This window comes from Phaeocystidibacter marisrubri, assembly GCF_008933165.1.
GTDB lineage: Bacteria > Bacteroidota > Bacteroidia > Flavobacteriales > Schleiferiaceae > Phaeocystidibacter > Phaeocystidibacter marisrubri.
This window is the reverse complement of the sequence record NZ_WBVQ01000002.1, coordinates 605,020-618,386: the sequence shown is the minus strand read 5'-3', so window position 1 is coordinate 618,386 and position 13,367 is coordinate 605,020. Positions and strand designations below refer to the sequence as shown.

Annotated in this window: 11 protein-coding genes and 2 tRNA genes; 7 read left to right on the top strand and 6 right to left on the bottom strand. The window is 45.3% G+C overall.

Annotated features, from left to right (window positions below):
• Positions 1–14 precede the first annotated feature (14 nt).
• Positions 15–1,493: a GH3 auxin-responsive promoter family protein gene (locus tag F8C82_RS10145; RefSeq protein WP_151693474.1), complete on the bottom strand. Its 1,479-nt coding sequence runs from the start codon at positions 1,491–1,493 to the stop codon at positions 15–17.
• Between the two features lie 104 nt (positions 1,494–1,597).
• On the opposite strand from F8C82_RS10145, the gene F8C82_RS10140 reads away from it, so the two are divergent.
• The gene (locus F8C82_RS10140) at positions 1,598–2,365 is read left to right on the top strand and encodes a DUF2797 domain-containing protein (RefSeq protein ID WP_223279534.1); all 768 of its coding nucleotides are present in this window, start codon (positions 1,598–1,600) and stop codon (positions 2,363–2,365) included.
• Here F8C82_RS10140 and F8C82_RS10135 read toward each other — a convergent pair.
• Genes F8C82_RS10135 through sppA form a run of 3 tightly spaced genes read right to left on the bottom strand, consistent with a single transcriptional unit; the run spans position 2,344 to position 5,788 of the window.
• Positions 2,344–3,306 (bottom strand): hypothetical protein, encoded by a 963-nt coding sequence (locus F8C82_RS10135; protein WP_151693472.1) that lies wholly within the window; start codon positions 3,304–3,306, stop codon positions 2,344–2,346. The genes F8C82_RS10140 and F8C82_RS10135 overlap by 22 nt on opposite strands.
• On the bottom strand, positions 3,307–4,011 hold the full coding sequence (locus tag F8C82_RS10130) for a queuosine precursor transporter (protein ID WP_151693471.1): 705 nt from the start codon (positions 4,009–4,011) through the stop codon (positions 3,307–3,309).
• 13 nt (positions 4,012–4,024) lie between these two features.
• Complete coding sequence (gene sppA, locus F8C82_RS10125) at positions 4,025–5,788, bottom strand: signal peptide peptidase SppA (RefSeq protein WP_170266221.1); 1,764 nt, start codon at positions 5,786–5,788, stop codon at positions 4,025–4,027.
• 47 nt (positions 5,789–5,835) lie between these two features.
• On the opposite strand from sppA, the gene folK reads away from it, so the two are divergent.
• The 3 genes from folK (at position 5,836) to F8C82_RS10110 (ending at position 8,449) form a co-directional block, all read left to right on the top strand.
• A complete protein-coding gene (folK, locus tag F8C82_RS10120; RefSeq protein WP_151693469.1) occupies positions 5,836–6,339 on the top strand; it encodes a 2-amino-4-hydroxy-6-hydroxymethyldihydropteridine diphosphokinase in 504 nt (167 codons plus the stop codon).
• The gene (locus F8C82_RS10115; RefSeq protein ID WP_151693468.1) at positions 6,336–6,971 is read left to right on the top strand and encodes a deoxynucleoside kinase; all 636 of its coding nucleotides are present in this window, start codon (positions 6,336–6,338) and stop codon (positions 6,969–6,971) included. The genes folK and F8C82_RS10115 overlap by 4 nt, the downstream gene beginning before the upstream one ends.
• Positions 6,972–7,078: 107 nt before the next feature.
• Positions 7,079–8,449, top strand: coding sequence for an OmpA family protein (locus F8C82_RS10110; RefSeq protein ID WP_151693467.1), 1,371 nt, complete (start codon positions 7,079–7,081; stop codon positions 8,447–8,449).
• Positions 8,450–8,560: 111 nt separating this feature from the next.
• Here the strand turns inward: F8C82_RS10110 and F8C82_RS10105 are convergent, their stop codons facing one another.
• Positions 8,561–9,100 carry an RNA methyltransferase gene (locus F8C82_RS10105; RefSeq protein WP_151693466.1) on the bottom strand — a complete coding sequence of 180 codons (540 nt, stop codon included), beginning with the start codon at positions 9,098–9,100 and terminating at the stop codon, positions 8,561–8,563.
• 82 nt (positions 9,101–9,182) lie between these two features.
• Here F8C82_RS10105 and mutS point away from each other — a divergent pair, with 82 nt between their 5' ends.
• The 3 genes from mutS (at position 9,183) to F8C82_RS10090 (ending at position 12,063) form a co-directional block, all read left to right on the top strand.
• Positions 9,183–11,744 carry a DNA mismatch repair protein MutS gene (gene mutS, locus F8C82_RS10100; protein ID WP_151694079.1) on the top strand — a complete coding sequence of 854 codons (2,562 nt, stop codon included), beginning with the start codon at positions 9,183–9,185 and terminating at the stop codon, positions 11,742–11,744.
• An 82-nt stretch (positions 11,745–11,826) separates the two neighbouring features.
• A tRNA-Gly gene (locus tag F8C82_RS10095) sits at positions 11,827–11,899 on the top strand.
• Between the two features lie 78 nt (positions 11,900–11,977).
• Positions 11,978–12,063, top strand: a tRNA-Leu gene (locus tag F8C82_RS10090).
• A 90-nt stretch (positions 12,064–12,153) separates the two neighbouring features.
• Here F8C82_RS10090 and F8C82_RS10085 read toward each other — a convergent pair.
• On the bottom strand, positions 12,154–13,359 hold the full coding sequence (locus F8C82_RS10085; RefSeq protein WP_170266220.1) for an OmpA family protein: 1,206 nt from the start codon (positions 13,357–13,359) through the stop codon (positions 12,154–12,156).
• Positions 13,360–13,367 lie beyond the last annotated feature (8 nt).

Sequence of the window (13,367 nt, the reverse complement as noted above, 5' to 3'; positions counted from 1 at the left end):
GACGCAAGCGGAGCTTATCTATTCAGCTCTAGTAGTTCTTCGATTAGATCTCGGTCGTTGGCAAGGCGTGGTACTTTATGCTGACCTCCTAGCTTGCCTTTTTGCTTCAACCAATGATGGAAGAGTTCTTGTTTTGCTTCGTGTACTATAGGCGCTTTAAGGGCCATATTTTTATGACGCTTCGCTTCGTAATCGGAATTCAAAGCGCGTAAGCTATCGTCCAATATCGTTTCAAAATCCTCTAAGCTTTTCGGTCGCCTTGAGAATTCGATAATCCACTCGTGAGCACCAGAGTCGCTGCCAGCCATGTAAAATGGAGCTGCGGTAAACTCACGCACTTCTGCGTCCGTCTTCAAACAAGCTTCTTGAACGGCCTTTTCGGCATTATCGATGATGAGCTCCTCTCCAAAAGCATTGATGAAGAGTTTGGTTCTACCCGTAATGGCAATGCGGTAAGGAGCAATGCTTGTGAACTTCACAGTGTCGCCAATCACGTATCTCCACAATCCGGCATTGGTGGTAATTACCATGGCGTAATTCACATCCTTCTCTACTTCCCAAATAGGAATTGCTCTACTCTCCAATCCCTTGTATTCATTCATAGGGATAAACTCGTAGAAGATGCCGTTGTTGAGCATGAGCAACATTCCATCGGCATCAAAGGAATCTTGAATGGCAAAGAAACCTTCACTTGCATTGTAGGTCTCTAGATATTTGAAATCGGGCTTGGGAATGAGTTCTTCAAACTGCTTTCGATAAGGAGTGAAGCTCACACCACCGTGTGCATAGAGTTCTAAATTCGGCCAAACTTCTAGTAGGTTTTCTGCTCCTGTCTTTTCAAGTACTCGTCTACAGAGTACCAACATCCAAGAAGGAACGCCAAAGAAGCTGGTGACGTTTTGCTTGATCGTACTATCTACAATCTTCTCAATCTTCGTTTCCCATTCGTCCATCAAGGCAATAGCCTGATTGGGAGTGGAGCGCATCTCTACCCAAAACGGCAGGTTCTCAATCAGTACCGCGGATAAATCACCGTAATAGGTTTCGTGATTGGTGGAATTGAATGTGGTGCTTCCACCTAATCGAAGGGAATACCCTGAGAACATCTTCGTCTCATCCACATTGTTACAGAAAAAGGACAGTAAGTCTCTTCCTCCCTTAAAGTGGTTTTCTTCGATGGCCTCCTGACTCACAGGTAGAAACTTGCTTTTGGCACTAGTGGTTCCCGATGATTTGGCGAACCATTTGATTTCAGTCGGCCAAAGTACGTTCTGCTCTCCTTGACGAATGCGATCAATGTGAGCTTGAAGCGATTCGTAGTTTTGGAGGGGAACGGACGACCTGAAGTCGTTATAGGTCTTGAGCTTTGAGAATTGGTACTTCGAACCCCATTCTGTGGAGGATGCCTTAGAAAGGAGTTTGGACAGCAGTTGCGATTGGACTTCGGTAGGATGAAGCATAAAGTCTTCAATGTGCCGATATCTTCTGCGCATCTGCCAAGCAATAGCCTTATTTACTGGATTAAAGATCAATTCTGGTTAGCTTTGTTTCCGTAAATGTAAGTCAATTTATGCGCTTCACAGGACCCTTGGCAAAGATGAAGACTTCTCTCAAAGATGAGGTGAAGTACTATTTGGAATTAGGAGACGATATTCTCTTCATGAACGACTTGATTGGCAAGCGGATTCGGATAGAGTATACGGATGAAATCACTTGTTTTTGCGGCAAGCGCGTTCACGAAGTTTTTCGAATGAACTTTTGTAGAGATTGCTTTTTTACGAAGCCAGAAGCGGGTGATTCTATTCTACGCCCAGAATTGAGCAAGGCGCATTTGGGGGTTGAGGATCGAGATTTGGAGTGGGAGAAGAAGCACCAAATTCAACCTCACTTGGTTTATTTGGCCAATTCCGCTGGATTGAAAGTGGGAGTCACTCGATTAGCTCAACGTCCCACTCGTTGGATAGATCAAGGGGCCATTGAAGCCATTGTACTGGCGGAAACCGAGAATCGATATGAGGCCGGAATGATAGAGGTCGCACTAAAGGAACACATGTCCGATAAAACACCATGGCAACGCATGGTGAAAGGGGAGGATGTTGAAATTGATTTGCGAGAGGAAAAGGAAAAAGCCATTCAATGGGTTCCTGAGGAGTTTCGCTCATTTGTGAGTTCAAACGACGAGCTTACCCAAATTGTGTATCCTGTTCAAGAGTATCCCATCAAGGCGAAAAGTATCAACTTAGAAAAACATCGAGGGGTGGAAGATGTCCTTGTGGGCATCCGAGGTCAGTACCTTCTCTTTAAGAGCGGCTCGGTTCTAAATGTGCGTTCGCACGAAGGGCGTCACGTTCGTTTGGATGTCTGAGGCTTCATCCTCATCCAAAGCAAGTAGCCGATCAAAGAGGGAAATCCCACATTTGCGAACCACACGGTTGTGATGCAGAAACCGACCCATTCAATTCCTACATTTTCTCCAGTGAAGATCATATCGCCCACGGAGGTTTTTACAACTGGGTCAAACACGCTCAAGCTTGGGATGAAAGTGGAGATGGAATACGTTGAGATACTTCGAACCAAAGCATTGAAGAAATTCAATTTTGTCCCTAGGGCAACGAGAATGGCCAGTTCGGCCGAGTAACTCAAGAAGCGCACGGATGCGGGTATGGTTGCTCTTAGAAATTCAGACCGCTTGAAATGCCAGTTGCGCACTTCTTTGTCGCCAAAAATCCATCGACCCCATTTGTGGTGATAGACCCATTCCAAGAGTTGGGGCATGAACCAATACACGATACACAAAAGGAGCAGGGCAACCAGTAGAAGAACACTCCAGACGGGATAGGACGATTGAAGGATCATGTACATTGCAAGGAGTCCGGCCGCAAGTTTTACAAAAGACTTTGTGCTGCGATAGGAGAAGGTGAGTAGTAGACTTTGTCTAGATTTCCCCAACTCTGTAAATGAAAGTGCTTTGATTCCGTACTCTCCAATGTTGGCAGGAGTAACAAGTCCTACAGCATGAGAAACAAGGTTGATCTTAAATGCTTGATAGAATGAAATCGTGGTTTTGTTTCGAACGACATTGTACCAAAGTAGGGTATCGGTAAACCAATTTATTCCAAACAATACAACAAAGACGAGCATCCAGAGGTAGAAGTAGGAATTGCTCGTGAGGTTCTGAAAATTGACTTCTAAGTTTTCTGTAGAAATGCTCTCCCACTTGCTGTAGATATAGAACAAAAAGAGAATCAGGAAGACGATTTTAACCGCTACCCAAAAGCGAGAATTGTGCAGGAGGTTTTTAATCATTTACAGTTTGATTTCCTGACCGTGTGTCAAGCCAAACTGTTTGCGAATGACAAACATGATGGCATAAATCAGGACAGTGTCTAAGGCAGCGCAAATTACTTTAAATAACCAGCCGTCTCCAATGTATCCTGGAATATTTGCCTGACTTTCTGTTCCAATAAAGATGATGCCCACCACCAGGGTGGTATCGATTAGCTGAGAGAAGATCGTGCTAAAATTGTTCCGAATCCACAGGTGTTTTCCCTTGGTGGTTTTCTTCCAAAAATGAAAGAGACGAATGTCTACCAATTGCGCTGACAGATAGGCTGCCATCGATGCCATCATCACTCTTCCGCTGTTTTGAAAAACGGTGTTGTAGGCACTGTCTTTCACAGGGGATGACTCAATCGCTGGAAAAATATGACCTAGCCATAAGATGAACAGCACGAAAAGACTGACAACAAATCCAGCTAGAACAACGTGATTGGTTCGCTTTCTTCCGTAGACTTCTGAGAGGATATCCGTAATGAGAAAAGTAATGGGGTAGGGAAGTACACCTACAGAAATGACAAAGGTTTTCCCCAATAAATCAAGCGCGATGAACTTGTTGGCAATGATGTTACAAGTGATCAATGCACTAATAAAAAGTGCCGCGAGGAGAAGGTATAAACCTTGCGCCCTCGCGTGCAATTTGGGTTGATTGTCAAGCACTAAAGCCTCGTGCATAGAAGGGAGTTGATTAAAGAGGTTGATGCATGGAGTAGTCTACCAAGCGCTGTTGAAAGCCCATCATTTTTTGAAGTTCTGACCACTGGTTGTAGAGTGGATAAAGTGGGCCCATTTCAGCCTTGAGCGTTTCCACCTTACTCGTTGCTTGCATGGAGTTTAACCATTCCGTTAATGGGTCTTGAACTTGAGGATAGGTAGAACGTCGAGCAGGGCCTTCAATTCCCGCTAGCTCTTTTGCTTTTTCAATAGCATCTACAAGTCCACCTTCGCCATCTGCCAGTCCGTTTTCAATGGCTTGAACTCCTGTCCAAACACGACCTTTCGCCAGCTTGTCTACGGCAGCTCTGTCCATATCTCGTCCACTTGCAACGGCATCTCTAAATCGGTTGTAGATCACATCTACGTTGTTTTGAAGGAGTGCGTATTCTGCTTCCGTGAGCGGTCGGTCGGGAACACCCATTCCCGCCATTTCGTGTGTGGCTACTGTTTCAAAGTTCACTCCAAGCTTATCGTGAAGAAGGCCTTCCGCAATAGGGAACATGGCGAATACACCAATAGATCCTGTGATAGTTTGTGGTTGAACCATGATGTAATCGGCAGGAGCCGAGATCAAGTACCCTGCAGAAGCTGCCACATTTCCCATGGAAACCACGAGAGGTTTAGCCTCTGCGGTGAGTTGCACCTCTCTCCACATAGCATCGCCAGCCAGCGAAAGTCCGCCTGGAGAGTTCACTCGAAGGACAACCGCCGCAATATCGTCGTTGGTGCGAACCTCTCGAAGTGCTTCAATAATGGTTTCGGCACCCATAACTCCTGAAGAGCTTTTGCCAATGGATACATCACCTTCTGCATAAACCACTGCGATTCTTTCGTGAAGTGATCCGCCCTCTGAAGGAACGATGGTGTTTTTGTACTTGCCCAAAGACACAAAGTTCAAATTGTCAAAGTCGGGATTGGAAGGATCCTCTGCAAAGAAGGCCAGAACTTCATCTTCATGTGCAATGGCATCAATTAATCCCAAATCCAATGCGTCCGCAGGAAAGAGTAGACCTCCAGTTGCTGCAATGTCATTGAGCGTTTGTTCGGAAACTCGACCGTCTCCAGCAACATCCTTTATAATTTCATTCCAAACGCTGTTGATGTACGAACTGATTTGAGCTCTATTGGAATCGCTCATTTCAGTAGCGATAAAAGGTTCTCCAGCACTTTTGTAGGCATTGTCTCGTCCTCGGATGAGTTGTATTTCTACCCCAATCTTATCCAAAACGCCCTTGAGATAAGGTTGAGAGGAAGCGATGCCTGTCCATTCCATCACTCCAACTGGAGAGAGGATGAGTGAATCTGCAGTTGAAGCGAGGTAGTAGGCTTGACGATCAATGACTTGTCCGAAGGCGTAAACGGTTTTACCCGATTCTTTAAAGGCTTCTAATGCTTGGCGAATTTCCCTAAGTTGTGGCGTGCCGGCGGTGAAGAAGTCGAAGTTTAAGTAAATCCCTTCAATCTGAGGATCGCGACCAGCCTTTTCAATATTAAAGATGATGTCTTCCATCGAAAGAACCGTGCTTCGTCCTAGAAGTTCGTCCATAAACGGGAATGCGTTGTTCGGAACGTGGTCTTGCATGACACCGGAAAGATCAATTTTGAGGATAGATCCGCTCGGAATGAAGTTATCTTTGGAGCCCATTCCGGAGGCGAGAATCAACAAGAAGCCAAGAAAGAACAGGGTAATTCCTGCGACTAAAGAGCCGAGGTAGGCTTGGAAAAAGGTTTTCATAATTGCGTTTGCTTTCGGTTTTGAAGAACACGGAAAATTAGCAAAAGTTGTCGACAGCATCTGTAAAAAACTCGCCTGTTCTCATTCTACTTGGAGGGAATCAGGGAGATGTTCGTTCCAATGGAACCTATGTGCGAGAAGAACTCGACCGCGAATTTGGAGTAGTCGCTTCTTCGCACTGGTATTCATCGCCTGCTTGGGGGTTTGAAGGCGCACCTTTTTTAAATGCCGTTTTGGAGCTAAATCCCGTTCGCGATGTACATGCCTTGCTTTCATTCTGCTTGGAAATTGAACGAGAGTTGGGTCGAGTGAGAAGCGGACAGGGATATAGTGATCGTCCAATGGACGTGGATATCTTGTACGTGGGGCAGAACGTCATGAAATCGGATACGTTAGAGATTCCACACCCCAGGATTGCAGAAAGAAGATTTACTTTAGTCCCCCTCTGTGAAAAGTGGGGAGAATTTCACCATCCTGTATTGGGATTGACTCAGAACCAATTGTTGAAGGATTGCCAGGATTCTTCTAAAGTAGAGAGAGCCGAAGCATGAAGTATAGGTACATTGCGATTGAAGGAAATATCGGAGCAGGTAAAACCACGCTGTCTAAGCAATTGTCTAAGCGTTGGGATGCTCGACTTGTTCTGGAGCAGTTTGAAGACAATCCATTTTTGCCCGCCTTTTATACCAATCCTGAGAAATATGCATTTCCGTTGGAGATGTCCTTTTTGGCTGAGCGCTTTCAGCAACTGAGCAGAGAAGTGCAACAAACCGAGTTGTTTGCCGAAAGAATTCTTGCGGATTACGCGCCATATAAGTCGTTGATATTTGCGGGAAGAACGCTAGATCATGCGGAATACGGAGTGTATAAGCGGATGCATCAACTCCTCTATACCAACCTCCCGAACCCAGATCTTGTTATTTACATCCATCAGCCTATCGAGCGCTTGTTGTTGAATATTGAGAAGCGTGGAAGGGCTTATGAAACCACCATTGACAGGAAGTATCTCGAAGAAATTGAAAAGGGTTATTTCGATTTCTTTAGAGCTCGTCAAGATTTGATTACATTAGTGGTTACACCACAATCGGATAATTATGCTTTTGATGGCAATTTTCATCGGTTTGTAGATGAGTTACTTGAGTGGAATTGGTCACCCGGACGACATGTCGTTGAGGTGGATTAAGCAAAAGTTAATTTTCTAACTTTTGCCATTCCCATCAATTAATTGCTATTTTTGCCCATATTAATACCATCAAACTCGACCGAAGAATTAATTGACTCTTCTTTATTATGAGAAAGTTCTCCTTACTCCTCATTGCTTCGGGTGTACTCAGCCTAAGCACGAATGCACAAGACGAATCTTACACTGGCAAGTTCTCCACTTGGTCTGCCGGTGCTGACGTTGGTCTAAACTACTTCTCTGGTGACCTTAGAGGTTTCTACGAAGACAGTAACGTAGACGGACATAACCTAGGATTTGGCGCCTCACTTTACGCTAGCAAATGGTTTAACCACTTGTTGGGTGTAACGGGTAGCGTTGGATACAACACTTATTCGGGTAAAAATACCAACACGTATTTTACTACGAATGAGATCATGGCCGCTATGGATTTGAACGTGAACATCAGTTCACTTATCACTAAGAGCACTGGCGAAAGCAAGTGGGCTTGGATTCCTTACGCAGGTCTTGGATTGACTAGCGGTTTGCCAACGAACTACGACGCTAACGACAATGTGATTTTCGATCGTGATGGTCGTCGTCACAATGAAGCAGTTGCTCGTGGTGGTCTATTGGTAAAATACAGATTGAATACAGCTTGGGATCTAGATATGCGCTTCTTGGGTCAGATGTACTTGTTCTCTGAAAACAGTGATAACATCACTTCAGGTCAGTCAACAGACTACACTAGCTCTTTGCGTGTAGGGGTTACTTACAACTTCGGTGCTACTGAAGAAAAAGCTCCTATCGTTTACGCTCGTCCACTTAGCGAACTTTCTAACGAAGTAGCTGACTTGAGCGATAAAGTTGACGGTCTTACTTCTGATGCAGACGGCGACGGTGTTCCAGATTACTTGGATGCTGACGACAACACTCCAGAAGGTTACACTGTTGATGGTGCAGGTCGTGCTATGGATATCGACCGCGATGGTATTCCAGATGACATCGATCAAGATCCTTTCACTCCACGTGGTGCTCAAGTTGACGCTACTGGTCGTGAGTTGGATGACGATGGTGACGGTGTTCCAAACAGCCGTGACGAAGAGCCTAACACTGCCGAAGGCAAAATGGTGAACTTCCAAGGTCGTGAGATCAAAGGTGGTTTGGGTGGCGATGCTGCTAATGCATTCCTTCCAGATATCTTCTTCAACTTCAACAGTGCAAGACTATCTTCAGCAAACGAGCAACGTCTCCTTACTATTGCTAAGATCATGATGGCTGATGAAAGCGTTGAAATGGAAGTAATTGGTCGCGCTGATCCAGTAGGTAGCGAGAAGTACAACTTGAACTTGTCTGAGCGTCGTGCTCAAGCAGTTGTTGATGCACTCGTAAACAACTACGGTATCTCTGCTGACCGCTTCACAGTAACTGGTTTGGGCGAAGGTGCTCAGACTGGAAGCAACAACAACGTAAACCGTCGTGTTGAATTCCGTGTGAAGTAATCACAACGATTATAACAAAGAAGGGCTCCGAATTTCGGAGCCCTTTTTTTATGCCTATGTGTTAGGTGGATTTCAGTTCTGCCAACCGTGTATTACGGCAGCAATTGGACCTTATTTCAATTTGCTCTTTAATGCCTTGAAGAGTTCCCAAAGGACAATCCCAGCACTGACCGATACGTTGAGACTGTGTTTCGTGCCAAGTTGGGGAATCTCAATACATCCATCTACGAGAGGAAGTAGATCTGCATCAACACCCGTTACTTCGTGCCCCATGATGATGGCTACCCCTGAATATTGAGAGGCATCGAAGTGGTCGAGCCAAACTCTATCAGTGGTTTGCTCTACGGCAAATACGGCATACCCTTTTTGACGAGCTTCTTCAACTGCTTCTGAGGTCTCAGAGAATTCTTTCCAGACTACGCTTTCGGTTGCTCCTAAGGCCGTTTTGTCCATTTCAGGATGCGGCGGAGTGGCGGTTAGTCCGCAGAGGTGGATTTCCTCTACCCGAAAGGCATCGGCCGTGCGAAAGATTGACCCTACATTGTGTAAACTTCGCACACGGTCGAGTATTACTATAACAGGTAGTTTGTTCGCTCGTTGAAATTCTTCAACATTTAGCCTTTCTAGTTCCGACATTCGAAGCTTACGCATAGCCTTTTGTTATATTCGCAGGAAAGCAAAGGTAACCCAAATCCCATCGGTCTTGGCAGGCAATAAATCCGAGACGCCGCTGATGCGGCAGTACAACGAAATCAAGTCGAAACATCCAGATGCATTACTGCTCTTTCGGGTAGGAGACTTTTATGAGACATTCGGTCAGGATGCTGTGAAAACCTCGCAAACGTTGGATATCATTTTGACCAAACGTGCGAATGGTTCGGCATCTGAAATAGAGCTTGCAGGGTTTCCACACCACGCTCTGGACACGTATTTACCAAAACTGGTACGGGCGGGCCACAGGGTAGCTATTTGCGATCAATTAGAGGATCCGAAGGCCACCAAGACGATCGTCAAAAGGGGAGTAACGGAATTGGTGACACCAGGCGTCACCCTCAACGATCAGATTCTTAAGAGCAAGAGCAATAACTTTCTCGCAGCAGTTCATATGGGAAAGACTTCCCATGGTGTGGCCTTCGTTGATGTTTCAACCGGAGAGTTTAGTGTGGCTCAAGGCCGACCGGAATACATTGCAAAGTTGCTTCAGAGTTTAGCTCCGAGTGAAGTTCTTTACAATCGTCAGAAGCGTACTGCATTCTTCGATGAATACGGTGAACGCTATTATTCTTATGGACTAGAAGATTGGGTATTTCAGCCTAAAACAGCGAAGGAAGCCCTTACGAGGCATTTTCAAACGCTTAATCTAAAGGGCTTTGGGATTGAGGATCTTGAAGACGCAACTGTAGCCGCTGGAGCCGCTCTACATTATTTAAGAGAAACCGAGCATCATCGGTTAGAGCATATTACTGCCATTGGGCGCTTAGCCGAGGATCACTATGTGTGGATGGATCGATTTACCATTCGGAACTTAGAATTGTTTCAAAGCAACAGTCCAGAAGGAGTGTCACTCATCGATATATTGGATCACACCGTGTCTCCTATGGGAGCACGACTCTTAAAGCGATGGTTAGCACTTCCGCTGAAGGATATGGAGTCGATCAAGCAGCGTCACGATGCGGTGGAATTCTTTACTGAGCATCCTCAGTGGAGTGACGATGTACGAGACGAATTGTCGCGTGTCAATGATTTGGAGCGCCTCGTGAGTAAACTCTCTACGGGACGCATTCTTCCTCGTGAATTAAATCAACTGGGCATTGGTTTGGATGCCATTAAGGCCGTTCACACTGCACTTGATGAACAGGGAGATTCTCCATTAGAGGTCTTCAAGAGTCAGTTGAATCCACTGGAAGCCTTGCGAGAAAGAATAGCATCGGTAATTCAAGATGAACCCGGTGTTTCTGTACAGAAGGGCGGAGTGATTCGAGAGGGCGTTCATGAAGAATTGGACGAGGTTCGAGGCTTGATGAAGAACGGTAGAGATCACCTGGCCAAGATCTGTGAACGCGAACAAGAGCGCACGGGAATTCCGAGCTTGAAGATTGCCTTCAACAATGTTTTTGGATATTACCTCGAGGTTCGCAACACACACAAAGACAAAGTTCCTGAAGAGTGGGTTCGCAAGCAAACGCTTGTGAATGCGGAACGCTATATCACTGAAGAACTCAAGGAATATGAGTCCAAGATTCTCGGAGCAGAAGAGCGGAGCTTGGCATTGGAATACAAGATTTACGAATCGCTGATTCAAGAATCGGCCAGCTATCTCCCGAGTTTAAAAATCAACGCGAATACACTCGCTCAATTGGATGTCCTTCTTGGGTTTTCAACCTTAGCACTAAAGCACAAGTATGTTCGTCCTGAGATGGTGGAGGGTTCCGACTTACACATTGAGGATGGTAGGCACCCTGTGATTGAACAAAGATTGAAGGTAGGCGAATCGTACGTGGCCAACGATGTTCACCTTGATCGCGAGGAGCAGCAGATCATCATGATTACTGGTCCGAATATGTCGGGTAAGTCGGCGCTCCTTCGACAAACGGCACTCATTGCGCTGATTGCTCAGATGGGATCATTTGTTCCTGCAAAGAGCGCCAGTATTGGCCTGTTGGATAAAATCTTTGTTCGTGTAGGAGCATCGGATAACATATCAGAAGGCGAATCGACCTTTATGGTGGAGATGACGGAAACGGCAAGCATCCTAAATAACCTCTCTGAGAACAGTTTGGTCTTGTTGGACGAGATTGGTCGTGGTACGAGTACCTACGACGGGATTTCGATTGCTTGGGCCATTGCTGAATACCTCCACGAACATCCTACCAAGGCCAAAACTTTGTTTGCTACGCATTATCACGAGTTGAACGATATGGCTAACACCTTTGAACGCATTGCTAATTACAATGTCTCGGTAAAGGAGTTAGATGATGATGTGATTTTCTTACGAAAGCTTGTTCCAGGAGGCAGTGCGCACAGTTTTGGTATTCACGTAGCCGGAATGGCGGGAATGCCCAAATACGTCGTTCACAAGGCTGAAAAAATGCTTGGAATACTGGAATCAAGTAGAGATAGAGGAGATTCTATAACCGAGAAAGCGTCTGGCGAAATGCAGATGAGTTTTTTTCAATTGGACGATCCCTTATTGGAAGATTTGCGATCAGATATTAAAACTTTGGATATCAATTCGCTAACTCCAGTAGAAGCATTGATGCTCTTAAACGAGATGAAAAAGAAGTTGGGTGAGTGATAATTTTTTTCGCTCAATACTTGACAGAAATGGATTTTGCCTTACATTTGCCATCCCGTTACGCCAGTAGCAACGGGAAAACGCGAAAGTAGCTCAGTTGGTAGAGCACAACCTTGCCAAGGTTGGGGTCGCGGGTTCGAATCCCGTCTTTCGCTCTAGTCCCGACGAATAGTCGGGATTTTTTTTGTCAAATACTAAATGACAAGTCATTATATTTGGCATCCACAACCGCCGCCCTGGTGGTGGAATTGGTAGACACGAGGGACTTAAAATCCCTTGAGCAGAAATGCTCGTGCGGGTTCGAGTCCCGCCTGGGGCACATCATTAAAAAACCCTTGCTAATCTTACGACTAGCAAGGGTTTTGTGTTTGTGGGGATCTCTAATTGAGTATAGAGACGTGCACCATTATTAATAGTGCAACGTCACTTTGCGATTCAAGAATTGATTATCAGCGTCAATAGGCATGGTTTCTCCCATCTCAATGGTGATCTGGTCGTCTTCATATCCAAACTGACTTAGGAAGCTTTTTACGGCCTCTGCACGACGTTTTCTCAATTCAGCATTGTAGGTCTCATCTCCGATGTTATCGGCAAAAGCAACCAACTTAATGTTGTCTGGTTTCTCTTGAGCAATCATCGCTAGGCTCTTCTTCGCCTCAACCGTTAGAACAGAGGAATCAAAGTTGAAATAAACTTCAGCAATGTGATTCACTTCTACAGCTTTCGGAGCTGCGCTTTGTGCTTCAAGTGAGTCTATCTTAGCAGAAAGCTCATCTAACTCCTGTGACTTCTGAGTAATCTTGTCTTCTTGCTGTGCAATGCTAGTACGAAGACTGTCAATTTTTTTCTCATTCGCCATCGCAGTAGAGTCATCCTTACTACCGTTGATGTTTAGGTAGTCTTCACTGAAGTAACCCACCTGGTAGGTCGGTTTTTTCTCTGAATTTCCAAAGGTGTAAGCAATACCTAGAGCAGTAGTGAGGTAAGTGTCGCTTCCTTTCGCTTCATCATATCCATCAAAACCATCGTCATAGGCCACGTTGTACATCACTTCCAAATCAACTCTCCATGAAGTAGACAGTTCGTACTGAACACCCAAGCCAATGCGACCCGACCAAAAATCAGCAGAGCTAGATTGATCGCGAGAATCGTCTTTAATGAGGAACTGTTCCGAAGAGTAACTTCCGTAACCCAAACCTACTTTGGTCAAGAAGTTCCAGCGACGGTTGTGCAACGAAGGGTTGAGGTTATTCCAAATGAAGATTCCATCAACCCCTGTAAGGTTGAAAGTTCCCTCATAGTACTCCACATCGCTCGCACCGCTGATATTCGCTCTGCGGTGATCGATTTGTACTCCTACAAATGGATTGAACATGTACTCAAGGTAGAGTTCAAATCCAAGGTCGAATGAAGTTTTATCTCCATTCATACCGTACATATCCTCAGAGTAAGGTCCATCAAAACGATACGAAGGAAGGTCGTATACATGCATTCCACGGATGCCTAGTGTAAGAGGCTTCAGTTCAGATCCTGGATTGTTGTCGGTTCTCATGTCCTGAGCTTCTACCGTGTATCCAGTTATAGCAAGAAGAATAAAGACAGCTAACTTTTTCATGTTCATGC

What these genes read in the sequence shown, in the direction of transcription:
- F8C82_RS10115 (WP_151693468.1), top strand. Translation starts at nt 6,336, where the DNA reads ATGAAGTATAGGTACATTGCGATTGAAGGAAATATCGGAGCAGGTAAA.
- F8C82_RS10145 (WP_151693474.1), bottom strand. Translation starts at nt 1,493, where the DNA reads ATGCGCAGAAGATATCGGCACATTGAAGACTTTATGCTTCATCCTACC.
- F8C82_RS10105 (WP_151693466.1), bottom strand. Translation starts at nt 9,100, where the DNA reads ATGCGTAAGCTTCGAATGTCGGAACTAGAAAGGCTAAATGTTGAAGAA.
- F8C82_RS10135 (WP_151693472.1), bottom strand. Translation starts at nt 3,306, where the DNA reads ATGATTAAAAACCTCCTGCACAATTCTCGCTTTTGGGTAGCGGTTAAA.
- sppA (WP_170266221.1), bottom strand. Translation starts at nt 5,788, where the DNA reads ATGAAAACCTTTTTCCAAGCCTACCTCGGCTCTTTAGTCGCAGGAATT.
- F8C82_RS10110 (WP_151693467.1), top strand. Translation starts at nt 7,079, where the DNA reads ATGAGAAAGTTCTCCTTACTCCTCATTGCTTCGGGTGTACTCAGCCTA.
- F8C82_RS10085 (WP_170266220.1), bottom strand. Translation starts at nt 13,359, where the DNA reads ATGAAAAAGTTAGCTGTCTTTATTCTTCTTGCTATAACTGGATACACG.
- F8C82_RS10140 (WP_223279534.1), top strand. Translation starts at nt 1,598, where the DNA reads ATGAAGACTTCTCTCAAAGATGAGGTGAAGTACTATTTGGAATTAGGA.
- mutS (WP_151694079.1), top strand. Translation starts at nt 9,183, where the DNA reads ATGCGGCAGTACAACGAAATCAAGTCGAAACATCCAGATGCATTACTG.
- F8C82_RS10130 (WP_151693471.1), bottom strand. Translation starts at nt 4,011, where the DNA reads ATGCACGAGGCTTTAGTGCTTGACAATCAACCCAAATTGCACGCGAGG.